Raw genomic sequence first — 17,996 nt, forward strand, 5'->3', positions numbered from 1 at the left:
TATATAGCAAAATGGCATCTAAAGCTTCCATATAAAACTTACTGCATACTGAGTCGTCGTCGCCCATCTATCTTTAGTTTTAAATGGTGGTTAGCGCCGGATGAACGATGGTTCTTCAATTATATACTCCGCTTATGCATCTACCGATCAAATGATGATTGGTAAACTTATCACCTGTTAAAATTTCTTTTTAAAGCCTTCAAAAAAAACATATGTAGATGCCCTTCCAGCTGCAACACTAGCTGACGCGGAGCGGTACTTCTTGTTTAGTCGAATGGCTGGAGGATTCTTTACTTAAAGCCAGGAAGATGATCATTCCCATGATGCAGGCAGTCCCGATCCATTGGAAATTCCCAAAAGAATCGTTCAGCCAGAAGACCGTAGTCAAAACGGCAGCAAGCGGCTCGATGCTCCCAAGCAGACTGGATTCCTGAGGCGGCAGGGCTTGCAGGCTTTCAATGTAGAACCAAAACGCGATCATCGTCCCGAAAACAATGACGAAAATCAAATACCCGTATGCTTCGAGCGGCAAGCTCTTGAAATCCATTTGCCAAGGAGGGTGGACAAAGCTCAAGGCAACACCCCCGATGATCATCGCCCATCCCACGATGACCAGTGCATCATATGTTTTCAGCAGCGGAATGGCATATAAGGTATAAAAAGCTAACGCGGCACCCGATAAGATGCCCCAGACAATCGCCGGTGCCGGTACAGACAATCGGGCGACCGACTTATTGGTCAATAAGAAAAAGCAGCCGATTAAGGAAAGGGAGACCGTCACGAGATCTTTGCGTGTCAATCGATTCTGTTTTCGTATCACTAAGTAGAAGATAATCATCACAGGCGCCAAATACTGCAGCAAAGTGGCAACTGCCGCATTGCCTTGCTCAATCGAGGCCATATAAGTGTATTGAACCGCCAGCATGCCGAGCAGCCCGAAAATAATTAAACGCATCGCTGCCTGCTTCGACTTCCAGACATCGAGGATCTGAGCGGGACCTTTTCGAAGGAACTGAATGGACAAAAGCAATAAGCCAGCAATCAGCAGACGGGTCGTAACCAGCCAATCGACGTCAATAGTGAAATCCTGAAACAATTTTTTCGAGACGGTCCCTCCGATCCCCCAAAACAAGGCACCTGTCATGACAAGGAATATTCCCTTTGATCTCTTCATCTTTTCCCGCCTTTCACCAATCTGGCAATTTTATTAGAATAAATCCTATAATAAGCGATAAATGAAATTAATAATACTAAAGAAAGATTAAAAGTATATGGATATTGAGCTGTGAAGATGCAGATTAAGGAATTCATTGTGCAGCAAATCTATAATTTAATTCACTGTAAATTTATAGCAGCCGTGCAGATTCATTACCTGCACGGCTGCTTTTCATATCTATCTCACACTGAATAGAACCAATCTTAAAGTGCCTAATGACGCTAACGGTCAAGCTATCGTGCCCATTCCCCGTGATATACTAAAGAAAATAGTATTTGGCTGACCTGTCTTCTAAAAAATTTTTGCTTTAGAAAATTATTCTTTCATAAAGCCAACAAAAATTAGATAGAAAGCGGTGAATTTCATGACTGTTTTGGTGACCGGTTTTACGGGAAAGGTCGGCCATGAAGTCGCGAAGAATTTGAAGAGAAAAGGGATTCACATTAAATGCGCTGCACGGAACGTAACAAAAGCCAGTAATCGCTACGGTGATGCTTACAACTTTGTTCAGTTAGACTTTGCGGATACAGCGACTTTTGCTCCTGCGCTGCAAGGAATCGATCAGATCTTTCTCATGTATCCTCCCGGCGGAAACCTTCGTTTCGAAAAGTTTCTGGAGGAAGCGAAAAACAGAGAAATTCAGCATATTACTTACCTTTCTGTAAAGGACGTCCAGTTCTTGCCGTTTATCCACCATTTTAAAAACGAAACGTTGATTAAAAAGCAAGGCATCCCTTACACTTTTATTCGGGCGGGCTATTTCATGCAAAACCTGAACGATTTTTTATGTATGGAACTAAAAGAGCGGCAGCGTATTTTTGTTCCTGCCGGCAAAGGAAAAACCAGTTTCGTCGATGTGCGTGATTTGGCGGAAATAACTTCTTTGTCCCTTCAAGATTCCCAGCAGCACCGCAACAAAGCTTATACCGTAACTGGCAGCGAAGCATTGGATTTCTTTGAAGTGGCAACCAAGATGACCAAAATATTGGGTAAACCCATCTCTTACACAAACCCGTCCACAAAGGAATTCAAAGAGCATATGCTCAGCTGTGGATTAGATAAAGCATTTATCAACGTGGTCATCGGCATCCACTTTCCTACAAAATTAGGACTCGCTAAAGGCATAAGCGCTGATTATGAAAAATTGACTGGCATGAAACCAACTAAAATAGAGACGTACATTAAAGATTATCAAAATGCTTGGATCTAAAAAGAGACTACTATTATTAAAGTGCTCAGACACAGCAAATTGAGTAGCACCAGAAAGTCTATAGAACGAAGTATAACTTTTGTGAAATTATATGTACCTAAAGAAGAAGTAAGAGGCTAATGATTAGGCCTCTTACTTTTTTAAATGTATTCTTTTTAGTTTAGTCACTTTGGTAAGGGATGAAATGCAAATCTCCAAATAAAAGCTGTTCAACAAGTACATTTAGGCATGCAGTATAAAGATTTTCAGACTTTACTTCATAAACGAAAGAAGATTTGCTTTCCTATTTTTTGCATATGAAGTCTCTTCAAGGGGTTTTTTGTCTTGGAAAAGTATACTTTTACAGACAAAAGGGAGAGCAGCCGCCGATTAAAGCAAATCTCCTCTCCTTTTGTATTCAAGCAGTTTCTGATTAGAGCCTTATATTATCATTTTAGGAATTTATCGGATGCCACTCCAGAACAGACGAATCTATGGAAAATACGGCTTATAATCGTCCTTCGAGTTCCTCAGTCTTATGAGATTTAGGTGGAGAAAGTAAATGGCATAAAAGAGCATAATATATAAAGAAGAACCCGAGGCCTAACAGCTTCTTCTCTTTCAACATCAGCGCAGCACCTTATACCAAATTTCCACTTGCTGGCTGGTTTCAATAACCTGGAGTTTCTCCAAACTGATTTCGAAATCATCCAACTGCTCAAACAGCCGAAGCCCTTTTCCGAGAAGAATCGGGGCAATCGCGATCTGCAGTTCTTCCACCATGCCTACTTTGAGCGCTTGCCGGAAAACATCTACTCCGAGAATCAGGACATCCTTTTCCACCGCTGCATCTCTGGCCTGCCGGATTGCACTTTCAACGCCGTCGGTGACAAAGGTGAACGTCAACTGTTCATTTTCCTTCGGATGCTTAGCCGGCGGATGGTGGGTCATAACAAAGATTGGCACTTGAAACTCATAGTCCACCGCATAGGAATCCGCTTCCGCCAAATCAAAAGTACGGCGTCCCAATATGACCGCTCCGGTCCTTGCCATGACGGCATTGATTTCTTTGTTCGGCTCAAAACTGGCATAGAGCTTGCCCATCTCCCCGTCCCGGTCGTTGACAAACCCATCGAGCGACATGATCATTCCAAAACAAACTTTTGCCACATTGCCCACTCCTTTTCTTCCAGTTATTTATTGGATGCTTTTTCATAATTCTTTTTCTGTACACGAACAGGATTTCAGTTCTTGCTAGTAGATTCCTTCTTGCAGCTGTTTTCTCCTTCCCACTCATTTCTTCCAATAAAATTTGTACAAATTTTCTTTCTTTTTTTATTTATTCCGTTACAATAGAAGGTTTAAAGACGTTCAAAAGGAAATAACAGATAGATTTGGAAATGAGATGTAAGGGGATGAATGAAATGAAAATCATTAAAGGCAAATACAGCGACGCAAAAGTCTTTACGAATAATATCGATGACGTGACCGTATCTCAAATAGAAGGGTTTTTGAATGAAGAACTGACGAAGGAAGCAAATGTACGGATCATGCCGGACTGCCACGCTGGAAAAGGTGCGGTCATCGGGACAACGATGAAAGTGACGGATCGCGTGGTTCCGAATTTGGTCGGAGTGGATATCGGCTGCGGAATGCTGTGTGTGGAAATCAAAAAGAAAGATATTGATTTTGCCGAACTGGATGCGGCGGTCCGGGCTTTAGTCCCTTCCGGCCAGTCGATTCGTACAACTGCGCATGATTATATTGGCAATGTTCAACTGGACAAGGTACTGGCGAATTTTTCAGAAGACGCCGCCGCACTTTCACTTGGCACCCTTGGCGGCGGCAATCATTTTATCGAAATGAATGAAACAGAAGATGGCCGCCTGTTCTTGGTCATCCATAGCGGGAGCCGCCATCTCGGCGTAAAAGTCGCAAACTTCCACCAAAAGAAAGCCATTGAAAGTTTGGCAAGCGATAAAGAAGGATTGAATGAGCTGATTGCCCAGCTGAAAACTGAAGGCAGGCATCAGGAAATCTATGCAGCCATGAAGTCCTTTAAATCTGCAAAGCCTGTAATTCCGAATGATCTCGCTTATCTGCAGGGATCTCTCATGGAAGATTATTTTAATGATTTGAAAATCGCCCAAGATTATGCCAAATGGAACCGCGCAGCGATGATGCAGGTTTTAATGGAAGCGATGAACTTTGAAGAAGCCGGGCGAATCGATACTGTCCATAACTACATTGATTTCGAGCATATGATTTTGCGAAAAGGCGCCATCTCAGCAAGAAAAGATGAACTGGTCTTGATTCCGATCAATATGCGGGACGGCTCGCTTCTCGCAAAAGGAAAAGGCAATGACGACTGGAACCAATCCGGACCACATGGCGCTGGACGCATCCTTTCCAGAACGAAAGCCAAAGAACTTCTTCAGCTGGATGATTTCACAGACACGATGAAGAATGTCTATACGACGAGTGTGAATCAGGACACCATCGACGAGTCGCCATTTGCCTATAAGACGATGGAAGAAATCATCAACAATACAATAGAGACCATTGAAATCCAATCCGTCCTGAAACCTGTCTATAATTTTAAGGCAGCTGAATTCCAGGGCTGGAGACGAAAATGAAGGATGAGAGCAGCTTAAGAGCTGCTCTTTTTATTACTCTTAAAATTTGGAAGAAGAAACAGCGATAATAAGAACGAGGCAAAAGAATATACTTACACTCTTCTTACTTTTGAAAATGATTGAATAAAATTGAGCATAACTTTGCAAATACTGTTAATCAAAAACAAAAGCCTTTCTGCATACTTTCAAATGGATATAAAAATACCCTTTCTCCAACTAGAGGGAAAGGGCGTTATTTTGCGGCATATTATTTGTAAACAGTTAAGAGTCTATGGATTTTTGCTGCAGTCTATTATAATACTGGACACTTGTCATGGCGCCTTCATCTACCATTTCGGCATCAGGGATATCCGAAGGTTTGCCTAAATTCCGCACGTATTTTGTGTTTAATTTTTCCACGGCCTTGTTCAGCTGTCCTTTTACTTTTTTCCGGTTCTCGCTTTTTGAAAGATATGCCGTACCTGCAACGGCTCCCGCTACTCCAACAAACTTTGTGATTTTACCCACTGCTATCTTCCTCCCTTCATTAAATGAAGTGGCATTATTGCTGTTCCTTCTTCTTGTCCGCTCATGCCTTTGTCTACGCTTTTTTGCTCTTCGTGTACAATCTATTAAGGTAGGATATTTAAAATGAATCTTGCTTCATGCGTCAATTCACTTCGCAGACTACAGCCGTCCGTATTATTATAGTTTATCCATAAATCAGCTCTATCAAACTTATCCACATATCTTCTGACTGTATTTAACGACACATCCGACTTCTTCGAGATGCTCCCTCACTGCTTTTCTGTCTCAAATTTTTACTTCAGTAAGTATATTTCAATAGAGACTTTTATAAAGCGTCACTTACTTAATTGTTACCGAGTTGTTCCGCCAAACCGATTAGAAGTTCTTCGGGTCCACGAATGTAGCAGAGCCGATACGAGTCCTCATACTGGACCACTTCGCCAACGAGCTGAGCACCATGCTTAGTAAGTCTGGATACCATTTCATCAATGTCTTTAACGGTGAACATGACGCGTAGATAACCGAGAGCATTTACAGGCGCCATCCGGTGATCGGATATAACAGGCGGGGTGAGAAATCGTGAAAGTTCAAGTCGGCTGTGGCCGTCTGGGGTAACCATCATAGCAATTTCTACACGCTGAGAACCCAGTCCGGTTACACGGCCTGCCCATTCACCTTCGACAGTAGCTCGCCCTTCGAAGTTCAAGCCAATCTCCTCGAAAAAGGAAATGGCGCCATCAAGGGATTCTACAACGATGCCGACATTATCCATTCTTAGTAATTTGTTTTTCTCCATAGTTTCATCTCCTTATATGAAATTTTTTTGTCTTACCACCTTCATAAGTATTCAATTAAAAAGTTACAAATTCCTTTCTAACAAAATACACCTTGTCGCAGTTCAGAAATACAAAGAAAATATGGAGTTTCGGAATTCCTGTTTAACGGTGAAGGCAAAGGGAAGAAGTAGAAATGAGACAATAAATACAAAGTGGAGGTTTTAAACATGGCTCATGAACAACATCAGGAACTTATTCAGATTTTGCATGACTGCGTAGCGGAGTGCAACCACTGTTTTGACGCTTGCCTGCAGGAAGAAGACGTGAAGATGATGGCTCAGTGCATCCGATTGGACCGGGAATGTGCGGATATCTGCGCGCTTTTAGAACAGGCCATCTCCCGCAATTCACCGTTTGTTTCGGAATTGGCGGCAGTTTGCGCGAAAATCTGTGATGCCTGCGGCGACGAATGCGAAAAGCACGCCGATCACCACGACCATTGCAGACGCTGTGCGGAAGCTTGCCGCAGATGCGCGGAAGCCTGCCGAAGCATTGCGTAAGCATTGCGTAAGCATTGCGTAAGCATTGCGTAAGCAGCCGAAAAGGCCCGAAGGAATGATTATTCCTTCGGGCCTTTTTCTTTTTAATCAACATTCCGGTTCATTGATCCATTTGTAGCCGATGCCCCAGACGGTGATGAAATGGTCGTCGATGGGGAACCCAGCTTGCCGGATCTTTTCGCGGATATTTCGCACATGCGAATCGATGTTCCGCCCTTCCGTCTCGGGATCGAATTACCCAATTATATCAATCTGCTAATCGAATCGGGCATATGAAAAAAAAGAAAATGCAGTTTTATGTGCTAGATTTTGAAAAAATGCAAAATGGATGATGCGTGCTGCCTTTCTCCTTGTCCAGATTCTGGACGGCTTTGAAACCACTTTGCCTCATATGGAAGGCATCATTCCAGAACGGTTAAAGGAAATCGGGTTTATGGGAATCGAAGAAACAGCTCGATTTTCGACGGGTGTCGGGACATTGCAGGCAGATAAAGCTTTCAAGCTCTGAACTGCTCGATTTTTCCAGGCATTTTCGTTTGAAATCGTGTTATAACAGTCTACTCGTGAATAACAAGGGAGAGGAAATGCTTTTTTCAGCATTTCCTCTCCCTTTCTTCTTTCTTTCATCTAGATTTCATTTTTCACCTTTATAGTTAGGTTACGTTAAAGCCTAGGCACTTCTTCGGACCCGACTGGCCTGAACATCCTTTTCTAAATGAAGTAAAGAGAGTGCACATACTAGAAAAAGACATATATTTTATGAGTTTCCTGTTAGTGGATAAAGGAGAAGCGATTCTGTTTTTCTTTGAAAACAAGAACGGCAAGATTACTTACCCGATGGTGAAAAGAAAAATATAAACGGAAACGAACCTAAAACTATATAACATTACGACTTGTACGGTGACGCAAGAGTGTTAAGAACGAACGGGGAGAAGATTTTAATAGATACTTTTTAGAAATCGAAAAAAGGCGTTGATATATAAAGCGAGAAGGAAGGTTTTTATTATGAACACAAGAAAATGGCTTGTCATAGCAGTTCCATTCTTATTGCTTTTGGCTTTTGCATGGACGTATATCCCCCAAAAAGTTGTAAGCATAGAACCAGCAAATGTTTCCAAAATAGCTGTTTTTGATGAAAACTCTATGAAATTAATGGAGATAACCAAAAAAAAGGACATCAATCATCTGGTCGATAATTTGAACAAGGTCACTCTTCAAAAAGGGACACCCTCAATCGGATATATCAAATTTAGTTATAGAACGGTCTTTTTTGATGATGAAGGAAAAGAAATTAAAGACCTAACAATCAATTCAAGGGATACGATAAAATATAAAGGGTTTTTCTATAGGTCAGAAGATCACTTAATTGATTACGATTATATCGAGGAGTTAGTGAGTAAATAAACGAATCAAACGAACGGAAGACAATAGTCGAATAAATGTAACAAACAAAAAAGAAGAGAAGATGCTTCCGATAAGCTTGGTAGTGACCCCTTAAAGTTAGAGTTTCAGTTATGCAGCTAATTGGCTGGCATGAATTCGGTAGTTCACCGGGCTCATGCCGGCCAATTTTTGCTTGATGCGTTCATGGTTGTAGTAATGGACGTACCGTTCAATTTTCAGTTTCAGTTCTTCGAAGGGGACCAATTCTTCTCCGTAATACATCTCTTGTTTAAGCAGGCCGAAGAAGTTCTCCATGGCCGCGTTGTCGGCACACGTCGCCTTTCGGGACATGCTTTGGAAAATCCGGTTCTCTTTCAATGTCTTCGCCCAGTATCGGTGCTGGTAATGCCAACCTTGATCGGAATGGATGGTGGTCCGATACCTGGCTTGTTCTCCGATGACTGGCAGGGCATTCCGTAACGATTCCATGACGAAGTCGAGGGTTGGGCGTTTCGCCATACTCACGCCAATGATTTCCCCGTTGTAGAGATCCATCAGCGGACTCAAATACAGCTTTTCTTCTCCTGCACATTTGAATTCCGTCACGTCCGTCACGATTTTTTGCAAGGCATGCGTGGTGTGGAACCGGCGGTTCAACCGGTTTTTGGCGATGGTGCCTACTTGCCCCTTATAGGAACGATAGCGCGATTTCCGAATGAACTTTACGCAAGTGAGGTTCAATTCGCCCATGATGCGCTGGACTTTCTTGTGGTTGATGACGTACCCTTGCGCCTTTAATTCCAGAGAGATCCTGCGATACCCGTAACGGCCGTCGTGTTTTTCGAAGAGCGCCAGAATCAACGTTTTCCATTCCAGATCCGGATCTTCCAACCCAAATCGCTGGCGGTGGTAATGATACGTCGCTTCTGGCAGATCGACGATCTCCAGCACATCCGTTAATCGGAATCCTTCTTTTTGGAGTTCGAATGCCAGCGCTGCTTGTGCTTTTCGAGGTAGGCATCCGGATTCTCCTGGAAAGCGTTCAACTTTTTTAAATAAGCGACTTCCAAACGGAGAAGCTCATTCTCGCGTTCAAGTTGTTCTTCACGGGACATCGTCCCAGCCGGTTTTGCCGGTTTCTTTTTCGAATTTTTCGCCATGGGTGGCCGTCCTTTCTTTCTCAGGCCTCCTGCCCCTTCCGCCAAAAATGTCTGTTTCCATTTCACAATAAGCGTCGGGTTGTGCATCTTGAATTCAATCGCTGCGTCCTGGTAGGAAGCGCCTGTTTGTTTCATAAAGTGTAATACATCCAATTTGAATTGAACAGAATACACCTTGTTTTTTTGCCTGTTCCGCAATCCTTCTTTTCCGAATGCCTGGAAAGCCCGCACCCAGCGTGCTATTTGCCCGTGGCTGGATATCCCGTATTTTCGGGCTAAGCGTGGATAACCCAACGGGCCAGCCAAATACTCGTTGACCAGCTTCAGTTTAAATTCTTCGCTATATTTCATCATAGAAAAACACCCCAAAAGTTAGATTTTTAACTCTAACTTTTGGGGTGCAGTACCCTTCTTCTCTTTTAACTGTTGCATACTTTAAGTTATGTTATTGCTTCCAATAATCCGGCGAAATAAACTATATTTTTATACAAAGTCTTCAAACCTCTGTTTGACTTTAGCCTCTTACAAGACCGTGCCCCCACGGTTAAAGAAAGTTCAACTTCTGGAAGACCCGCTTCTCATATACGACTATTAAACAGATTTAATTGTTTAGTTTTAATGCCATAGCATTGATAGCCACGATAACAGTGGACACGGACATCAGGACCGCTCCTGCTGCAGGAGCTAACGTAATCCCAATGGAAGCTAAAACACCCGCAGCTATGGGAATGGCAATAAAGTTATAACCCGCTCCCCAAACGAGGTTTTGTTTCATTTTACTAGTTGTTTTGCTTGCCAATTCGATAAAGGATTTTATATCGCCTGGATCCGATTGAGTCAAAATCACATCAGCAGAATCGATAGCGACTTGAGTTCCGGCTCCGACTGCGACACCAACGTCTGCTATCGCAAGGGACGGTGCATCGTTTACGCCATCGCCGACCATGATAACGGTTTGCCCTTTATTTTTCAGTGATTCGACCAAATCGTATTTATCTTGCGGGGATTGATTGGCTCTGTATTCAATGCCCAGTTCCTCAGCCACTCCTTGGGCGGCCGTTTCATTGTCACCCGTAGCCATAATCGGTTGTATATCGCTTTGTTTCAATGCTTGTATCAAAGTTTTACTCGTTTCTTTTAATTCATCGCCTAATGCGACCGTACCGATCGGTTTCCCGTCTTCAACCAGTATACTTAATGTGGCCCCTTTCGGAACATCCACCGCCACATCTTTTCCAAATGCCTTTTGACTGATCAATTCGTATTTGCGGCCATTGGCGTTTCCTTCCACGCCGGCTCCCGGCACGACATCAATCGAATCAAAGCGGGCAGGCTGAATCCCCTGTTTCTCCGCATAATGAATAATCGATTGGGCGATCGGGTGGCTCGATCCGCCTTCAATCCCTGCCATAAGGGCCGCAATTTCAGCTTCGGTATGTTGGTCATCCCGTGTTTCCATGTTCAATACTTTAAATTCCCCAGTAGTCAATGTGCCTGTTTTATCCAGGATCATCACATTGGCCTTATTTGCCAGTTCCAATGCTTCCCGGTCTTTCACCAACAGCCCGCGACTTGCACCCAAACTGGTGCTCCGTGCAATCACTAAAGGAATAGCAAGGCCGAGAGCGTGCGGACATGCGATCACCAGCGTCGTGACCGTAAAGAGAATCGCGGTTTGGATATCCGCGAGATACAGCCAAACGCCAAACGCGATAATGGCTGCCGCAATGGCGATATAAAATAGCCAGCCCGCTACTTTTTGGGCTAAATTTTCAGCTCTCGAAGGCTGATTTTGAGCTTGGGCAATCAAGGTTTGAACTTGAGAAAGAAACGATTGGTCGCCCGTTTCCTGCACTTCAAGATACAAGATGCCTTCACCGTTCGTGGAACCGCCGATTACTTTGTCTCCAATTCCTTTTTCAACGGGTTTCGATTCTCCTGTCAGCAAGGCTTCATTGATCCGGGAAACTCCTCGCTTGATGATGCCATCAGCAGGAACATTTTCGCCGGCCTGAACACGCACAATATCCCCGACTTTCAACTCGGTTACTGGACGCGTCTCAATCGAATCGTCTCCCAATACCACATGTGCATCTTTCGGCATTAATTCAGCGAGTGATTTTTGCGCGTCTCCTGCTTCTCCGACCGCTTTCATTTCAATCCAGTGGCCAAGGAGCATGATCAAGAGCAAGGAAGCGAATTCAAAGAAGAAATCCATGATGTGTTCGCCGGTCGCATAGCGGGCCAACACTGCGTAAATACTATACAAATATGAAACGGATATCCCTAAAGAAATAAGGGCCATCATGCCCGGAGCTTTTTGCTTGAATTCGGCTATGGCACCTTGATAGAAGGGTTTCCCCCCATAAACCAATAATATGGTTGCCAATATAGCGACTACAATGTCCGAGTATAGAAAAGTAAATTGAAACGGAAGGTTAACGCCCATCATTGGGGACAATAACAAAATGATGATTCCCAGCGGCAGGGACTTCAGAAAAATTTCTTTGAAGTTCCCATGATGCTGATGGTGGTCATGTTCCGTATGATTTTGGTGATGATGGTTCTGGGAAGGACTGCTGTTGTCATGAATGCCCTCTTTTACTTGGGCTTCATGATAGCCATGCCCAATATGTCTGGAATGATCCATCTTGCTGTGATCTGCCTGTTCATGATTATAATCTTTCTGATTCTTTGCCATAAAGTCCGCCTCCTTCAATATAGTTACTTCCTTATGCCATTTATATCCTACTTTCGTGCCCTCTTAACGACGACAATAACCAATAGGTTCATTGACCTGTCGCCGTTCTGCCAATCTTATGTTTGAACCTCCTCGCGTCCAACGGAGACTCCGATTACAATAAGCATAAAATCAACGAAATTCTCTTCTTGTTTATCAACGGGCATTTTAATGCAGAGCCGTTGAAAAGTGGTCAATTCCAGTCCCTCAACTTCATTCATGTATTTTGAAATGGGCATTAGTTGTCTGGCAATGAGTTAGCTCCGAATCCGATGCCTCCATTAATGGTTATTTATATACATATAGGGGGTATGAAGCGTTAAAAAAACTTACCGAACCATACCCCTGTTCGATTATTCAACAGATTCTCCTGGATTTCCGCAGCTTTTATTGCAAAATATCCACAAAGCGTACCGACAGAATCACAAGTTTTTATTCTCTTAGTCCGTGCTCCTTAAGATGGTTCTCTCTATAAATAATGATGGTTCAAAAGCCGAACCACAGGCAGCAAGCTCTTCTTCAGAACGTTTTTCTACTAATGACCTGGAAGGTTTGTTGAGGAAAAGACAATCTTGATTTCATTTCTTTACCAACTTCACAAGCCCAATATACAATACCCCCCATAGGTATGTAAAGAGATATGTTTACCTTTTCTAACAAAAAGAAAAATCTTCTGCAAACACGACAATTTGCTGAAATCTCTTTCTCCGTGTCTCGTAGGAAATAGCTTTCCCAATTCCTTAACAAAGTCCTCCTGGACATTCTCAATCACTTCGTTCTTTCAGTTCAGCCCTAACTGAAACTCATGTTCCAAGGTCTGAATCCCACTTTCTCTTTGTTCCGTCGGGAAATGGATACGGCAATGTTGTTACAGGCCATACAACTAATCTAGATTTAGATTAGTTCGATCTCTTCCCTGGAGAATGGAATAAAAAAAGAAAGGCAATGTCAAATTGCTGGGCACCCTGTCTTTTCTTTCATTTCCTGCTAGATCAAATACTTTATTTTCGCAGCTAGTGATTTCTATAAATTTCTGAGATATTTCAAATCCTTTCTGATTTCAAGTCAAGGTTACAATCAGATAACTAAAAAAGCACCTTTCGAACAGCTTGAAACTGCTCGAAAAGGTACTTTTCAATTTCGTACATTTGGAATTTAGTGATTCATTTTTAGAACCGGTTTAATAACGGACCCGTTCTCTGATTCTTCAAATGCCTTATTGATTTCATCAAACTCAAAGAATTTTACCATCCGGTCATATGGAAATTGCCCATTCTTATAGTAAGAAATCATTTCTGGAATGAATTTTTGTGGAGTTGCATCGCCTTGACTGGTTCCTGTAATACTGCCGCCTTTTAAGGCTAAAGCTTCCAACGGGATAGAAAGATTAAAATCAGTAACGACCGTAACTATTTTCCCAAAAGTATCTAATGATAGGATGGCTTGTTCGATTACCACATCTACGCCAGTCGTATCAAGTACACTCTGCACGCCTGTCCCAGTGATTTCTTTTATCTTTTCGGCAACATCTACCCCTTTGCCACTTTTTATCGTAGCTGTGGCACCCAGCTCTTCAGCCAGTTCCAAGCGGTTCTCATGGAGATCAATTGCAATAATATGTTTGCAGCCTGCAATTTTAGCAGCCATAATCCCACTTAATCCAACCGCTCCGACGCCAAATACCGCAATCGAACTGCCGGCTTCAGGCTTCAGCACATTTAACACAGAGCTGGCTCCTGTTTGCAAGCCGCAACCTAGCGGAGCCGCTAAAGCCAAGTCCATGTCCTTATCAATTTTGACGACATTTCGTTGGTTAACGAGTGAGTAGGTCGCAAATGAAGATTGCCCAAAGAATCTGGCAACCAATTGATTGGTATCTTGATCGATATGGCTATTTAAATTAAGGTCGCCATAATATCGGCAATGTGCAGGGTGATTGGCTAAACAATTATCGCATTCTCCGCAACTGGCAAATGACACAACCACATGGTCTCCTTTTTGAAGCTCCGTAACTTCAGACCCGATTTCTTCAACAATTCCAGCGCCTTCATGGCCAAGAACTGCGGGTGGATTAACCATGCCTGTGTCTCTCCCTGAAACATCCGTATGGCAAATCCCGGATGCTGTTACTTTTATTAAAACATCTTTCGAACCAAGTTCAGGTAATTCAACGTCCTTGATTTCAAAAGCTTGTCCCGTTTCGGGTGTGACTGCAGCTTTAATTTTCATAAGTATATTCTCTCCTTTGAAAAATTTTGTATCTGTTTTCTTATAATAATTCTTAAAAAAATGGATTGATGCTTAGTTCTTACATAAGCCTGAAGCTTGCTGATATACAGTTCTTTTGATTTACGCTTACCTGTTCTCTGACCAAAAGGTGGTTTGGGTACAAAGCGGAATTTCTGTTTTATTTACAGTATTCACAGAAACACGAGAATCAAGTAAAAAAAGAAAAGAAGCAGCTTCAGCTTCTTCTCTTCCCGTAAACCACGATATTCAAACTTTTATAAAGTAGATGCCGCGTCGGTTTATCCTTAAAATAGTCCAAGGATTATTAACTTCACAGTAGTTATAGCGTCTAATTTATCTTCTTTTACTTACTGACTGAGTGCATTTCTTATTTATGGATTATACTTTTTGTTAATGAGATAACGTTGATTTTATTTATTAATTACTAAGCCAGTTACAACTCCATTTCGGTTCACAGGTTTTATCATCGGCAAGCAAGCCGGACTTTACTTCCTCCTTATTAAAATAAGGCATCGCTCACCTGTTTGAAAATTTCATAGGAACGAATTTCCTTTTTGGGGTCATAGATATTGGACAAAGCAATGATTTCATCCACTTGATAGACCTGTTGGAAGTTAACCACTTCACGGCGAATCGTTTCGGCATCTCCCATGATGGTATACCCCAATCGATGATGAAGAATTTCCAATTCACCTTGTGATAACGATTCAAGAAAGTCCTGGGTCGGCGGGATCAATTGGCTTAAATTATTTGTGTAGATATCGATGTACACTTGCAAATGGCTGGAGGAAATAAAAGCTGCCTCTTCCATGGAATCGGCTGCAATCACATTAATGGCAGCGATCACATAGGGTTCTTGTAAATAAGCAGACGGCTGGAAGTTTTCCCGGTAAATCGCGAGCGCTTCCTCCATTGCCTCAGGTGAAAATTGAGCGCCAAATGCATAAGGCAGACCCAGATTTGCAGCGATTTTAGCTGAGCCCGTTGAAGAACCTAACACAAAAACAGGTACATTCGTCCCGATCCCTGGATAGGCTCGCACCTCTCCTTGCGCTTCTTCTTCCCCTAAATAACGCAAAATATCCCGGACTTCCCGTTCAAAGAAAAACACACCATTATGATTGGAACGGCGGATCACATCGGCCGTTTTTTGATCCGTTCCCGGTGCCCGGCCCATGGCTAAATCCACACGGTTTGGGTACAAGGTTTCAAGCGTTCCGAATTGCTCTGCAACGACTAACGGAGAATGGTTCGGCAGCATAATCCCGCCGGAACCTACCCGGATGTTTTCTGTATTTGCCAATATATGTTGTATGATTGATACGGTAGCAGCACTTGCATATGCATCGTGGTTATGGTGTTCCGCAAACCAAATTCGTTTATAGCCCATCTTATCGACTGCTTTCGCTAACGATACCGCAGAATCAATCCCTTGTTTCATGGTTTCACCTTGCCTTAATGGAGCAACAGATAAAACAGATACATCAAATTTTTTCATCATTTCACCTCTAAAATTATTTTTGTTCGCTTCGGTGCTATGCCGATCGAATGCCTTCTCCTTACAGCCGAAAAGGTTCCACCCCTTCACTCTTCCCCTTAATAGGAGTAAGCTTCTCCGTCATCCGGCACCACTACATTAGACTCCATTTCTTTTTCGTTGATAAAGTTCTTCAATTCTTCTCTGGACAATCCCCAATGGTTCACTGCTTCCATATGGCTCACAACGATGTCAGCTTCCGGTGCAGCCTTAAATACTTCGTATATGTCTTCTTTGCCCATAATCAGAGGGCCCCCTTCAAGAAATTGGTTTTGGCCACCGTTTAGAATAATAACTTCCGGTTTATAGACATCGATGTTCTCTTGCACTTCTTCATACCAGACAGTATCACCAGCTAGATACAAAGTTTTTTCTTCCGGATGTTGGAAGACAAGCCCCATCACATTTCCCATGGCCTTTGCCATTTCTCCATATCCATGACGGCCATCCACTTCAGTCAGTTCAATATCGTTAAAGCCTATGCCCACTCCTTCTTCCATGACTTCGACATTCGTGAACCCTGATTCCTTGGCCATCTCAGCATCCGCTTCATCCTGCATAAACAGCTTCATGTCTTTAGGCAGCTGTTCTTTTGCTGCGTCATCAAAATGATCCTCGTGTGTATGAGTTACAATAACAGCGTCTACACCTTCAAGAATTTCTTCAACCGCCATCGGCAATTCAACTATTGGATTCCGGTCATCACGCTCGGCAGGACCGAAAGATTCAAACGCACCCTTTTTGGAAAACATAGGATCGATCAAGAACTTTTGACCACCATATTCTACCGTTACTGTAGCATTTCGTATTTGCTGGATCGTCATATCTTGTTGTTGAGAAACGTTTTTTTTCTTATCTACTGGCTCAGTATTCTGAGGGCTGCCACAAGCAGCTAATATGCTACTCGCCAAAAGCATTGTCATTGTCAGCATAGATGTTTTTTTGAATTTCTTCATAATTGATAAATCCTCTTTTCTAAAATTTAATAGCCTTTTTTCATTAAGATTGACAACAGAATGATACGAGTTGACTCTTCTGTTGTCATGGCACCACTTTTCCAGTTTCTTTAGCGGTCTAACCTTGTATACGGCGAATATTTGTGAACGTATGCCAACTGTTCTTCAGCTATTGAAGAAGCAGTCATAATTTAAAGCCAGTCAGCTGGAGCAGCATTAGCTTTTTCAATTTCCCAGTAATATGTCCATAAAAGCTTTGCAGTGTTGCATCAACTCATTTTTCCTATCCTCCTTGTCTGGCTCCTCAATCTCCATAGAACTTCGATTTAATCCCTTTTTCGACGCCGTTGAATGTTAAAAAGAAATCGCAAGATGCAGACTGCCTGAAATTTCATGTCTAAAAATGCTGCAACGCTTTACTCGAAGTTAAATGTATTATATAGTGAGTACAAATCTATAAACAAGTATGCACTTTTTTCGCATATACTATCAGAAAGGATAGTGTAAACATGAAAACATCCAAAATCAATGTGGCTGATAACCAGGAAACCTTCTTTGGCTATACACTTTCCATCATCAATGGAAAATGGAAACTGCTGGTTATTTATTACTTGTCGCAAAACAATGCAGTGCGTTATAACGAACTGCAGCGTATGATCGGCAAGATCACTTACAGGACGCTTAGTTCGACATTGAAGGAAATGGAAAGTGATGGTTTAGTACATCGAGAGGAATATCCGCAAATTCCTCCAAAGGTTGAATACAGCCTTACGGAGAAAGGGAAAACGCTCTGGCCGATCATTCAAGAGATGTGCCGATGGGGAGAGTTCAATAAAGAGAAATAAAAAAATTAATATTGACTCACTAAGCGTTCGAACAACATCTGCAAGCATTGAAACTGCATGAATTTTGGGGAGCTACTGAAAATAGAAAAGGCTGAAATTCTTGTGTGATCAAGAATCTCAGCCTTTTTTGATAGTGCCAGTCAGTAATTTTTATTCGGAAATGGCTAACTTTAAAAAGACAGCCGAACAGGTTTGTTCAGCTGCCTTGGTGCACATCGCAAGGTTATGCAAAAAATGCTCA

The 17,996-nt window shown here is 42.5% G+C and carries 15 protein-coding genes and 2 pseudogenes; 6 read left to right on the plus strand and 11 right to left on the minus strand.

Annotation, left to right across the window (positions count from 1 at the left end; translation table 11 throughout):
• Window positions 1–238: 238 nt before the first annotated feature.
• Window positions 239–1,174, minus strand: coding sequence for a DMT family transporter (locus QWY16_RS11060; protein WP_300989284.1), 936 nt, complete (start codon window positions 1,172–1,174; stop codon window positions 239–241).
• A gap of 406 nt (window positions 1,175–1,580) precedes the next feature.
• Here QWY16_RS11060 and QWY16_RS11065 point away from each other — a divergent pair, with 406 nt between their 5' ends.
• Window positions 1,581–2,426, plus strand: coding sequence for an SDR family oxidoreductase (locus QWY16_RS11065; protein ID WP_300989285.1), 846 nt, complete (start codon window positions 1,581–1,583; stop codon window positions 2,424–2,426).
• A gap of 606 nt (window positions 2,427–3,032) precedes the next feature.
• On the opposite strand, the gene QWY16_RS11070 is transcribed toward QWY16_RS11065, so the two are convergent.
• Window positions 3,033–3,575, minus strand: coding sequence for a dihydrofolate reductase family protein (locus QWY16_RS11070; protein ID WP_300989286.1), 543 nt, complete (start codon window positions 3,573–3,575; stop codon window positions 3,033–3,035).
• A gap of 254 nt (window positions 3,576–3,829) precedes the next feature.
• Here QWY16_RS11070 and QWY16_RS11075 point away from each other — a divergent pair, with 254 nt between their 5' ends.
• Window positions 3,830–5,041, plus strand: a complete 1,212-nt coding sequence (locus tag QWY16_RS11075) for an RtcB family protein (RefSeq protein WP_300989287.1) — start codon at window positions 3,830–3,832, stop codon at window positions 5,039–5,041.
• A gap of 261 nt (window positions 5,042–5,302) precedes the next feature.
• Here the strand turns inward: QWY16_RS11075 and QWY16_RS11080 are convergent, their stop codons facing one another.
• Together QWY16_RS11080 and QWY16_RS11085 are read right to left on the minus strand one after the other, a co-directional pair.
• Complete coding sequence (locus QWY16_RS11080) at window positions 5,303–5,548, minus strand: YbyB family protein (protein ID WP_300989288.1); 246 nt, start codon at window positions 5,546–5,548, stop codon at window positions 5,303–5,305.
• A 343-nt stretch (window positions 5,549–5,891) separates the two neighbouring features.
• A complete protein-coding gene (locus QWY16_RS11085) occupies window positions 5,892–6,344 on the minus strand; it encodes a VOC family protein (RefSeq protein ID WP_300989289.1) in 453 nt (150 codons plus the stop codon).
• Window positions 6,345–6,551: 207 nt separating this feature from the next.
• On the opposite strand from QWY16_RS11085, the gene QWY16_RS11090 reads away from it, so the two are divergent.
• A complete protein-coding gene (locus QWY16_RS11090; RefSeq protein ID WP_300989290.1) occupies window positions 6,552–6,884 on the plus strand; it encodes a four-helix bundle copper-binding protein in 333 nt (110 codons plus the stop codon).
• Window positions 6,885–6,971: 87 nt separating this feature from the next.
• On the opposite strand, the pseudogene QWY16_RS11095 reads toward QWY16_RS11090, so the two are convergent.
• A pseudogene (locus tag QWY16_RS11095) lies at window positions 6,972–7,118 on the minus strand (winged helix-turn-helix domain-containing protein); the annotation flags it as partial.
• 94 nt (window positions 7,119–7,212) lie between these two features.
• On the opposite strand from QWY16_RS11095, the gene QWY16_RS11100 reads away from it, so the two are divergent.
• Both QWY16_RS11100 and QWY16_RS11105 read left to right on the plus strand, forming a co-directional pair.
• Window positions 7,213–7,392 carry a hypothetical protein gene (locus QWY16_RS11100; protein WP_300989291.1) on the plus strand — a complete coding sequence of 60 codons (180 nt, stop codon included), beginning with the start codon at window positions 7,213–7,215 and terminating at the stop codon, window positions 7,390–7,392.
• Between the two features lie 497 nt (window positions 7,393–7,889).
• Window positions 7,890–8,288 (plus strand): hypothetical protein, encoded by a 399-nt coding sequence (locus QWY16_RS11105; RefSeq protein ID WP_300989292.1) that lies wholly within the window; start codon window positions 7,890–7,892, stop codon window positions 8,286–8,288.
• Between the two features lie 108 nt (window positions 8,289–8,396).
• On the opposite strand, the pseudogene QWY16_RS11110 reads toward QWY16_RS11105, so the two are convergent.
• The 6 genes and pseudogenes from QWY16_RS11110 to QWY16_RS11135 form a co-directional block, all read right to left on the minus strand.
• Window positions 8,397–9,263: pseudogene (locus QWY16_RS11110) on the minus strand (IS3 family transposase); the annotation flags it as partial.
• A complete protein-coding gene (locus QWY16_RS11115) occupies window positions 9,224–9,781 on the minus strand; it encodes a helix-turn-helix domain-containing protein (protein WP_300989257.1) in 558 nt (185 codons plus the stop codon). The pseudogene QWY16_RS11110 and the gene QWY16_RS11115, both read right to left, overlap by 40 nt.
• 247 nt (window positions 9,782–10,028) lie before the next feature.
• On the minus strand, window positions 10,029–12,077 hold the full coding sequence (locus QWY16_RS11120; protein ID WP_436837184.1) for a copper-translocating P-type ATPase: 2,049 nt from the start codon (window positions 12,075–12,077) through the stop codon (window positions 10,029–10,031).
• A 1,245-nt stretch (window positions 12,078–13,322) separates the two neighbouring features.
• Entirely contained in the window at window positions 13,323–14,396 is a 1,074-nt protein-coding gene (locus QWY16_RS11125; RefSeq protein WP_300989294.1) for an NAD(P)-dependent alcohol dehydrogenase, read from the minus strand.
• Between the two features lie 520 nt (window positions 14,397–14,916).
• Window positions 14,917–15,915, minus strand: a complete 999-nt coding sequence (locus tag QWY16_RS11130; RefSeq protein WP_300993412.1) for an LLM class flavin-dependent oxidoreductase — start codon at window positions 15,913–15,915, stop codon at window positions 14,917–14,919.
• 98 nt (window positions 15,916–16,013) lie between these two features.
• Window positions 16,014–16,778 (minus strand): MBL fold metallo-hydrolase, encoded by a 765-nt coding sequence (locus QWY16_RS11135; RefSeq protein WP_300993415.1) that lies wholly within the window; start codon window positions 16,776–16,778, stop codon window positions 16,014–16,016.
• 641 nt (window positions 16,779–17,419) lie between these two features.
• On the opposite strand from QWY16_RS11135, the gene QWY16_RS11140 reads away from it, so the two are divergent.
• Window positions 17,420–17,755 (plus strand): winged helix-turn-helix transcriptional regulator, encoded by a 336-nt coding sequence (locus tag QWY16_RS11140; RefSeq protein WP_300989295.1) that lies wholly within the window; start codon window positions 17,420–17,422, stop codon window positions 17,753–17,755.
• The last annotated feature ends 241 nt before the right edge of the window (window positions 17,756–17,996 follow it).

The organism is Planococcus shenhongbingii, assembly GCF_030413635.1.
In the GTDB taxonomy this organism is placed as follows: Bacteria; Bacillota; Bacilli; order Bacillales_A; family Planococcaceae; genus Planococcus; species Planococcus shenhongbingii.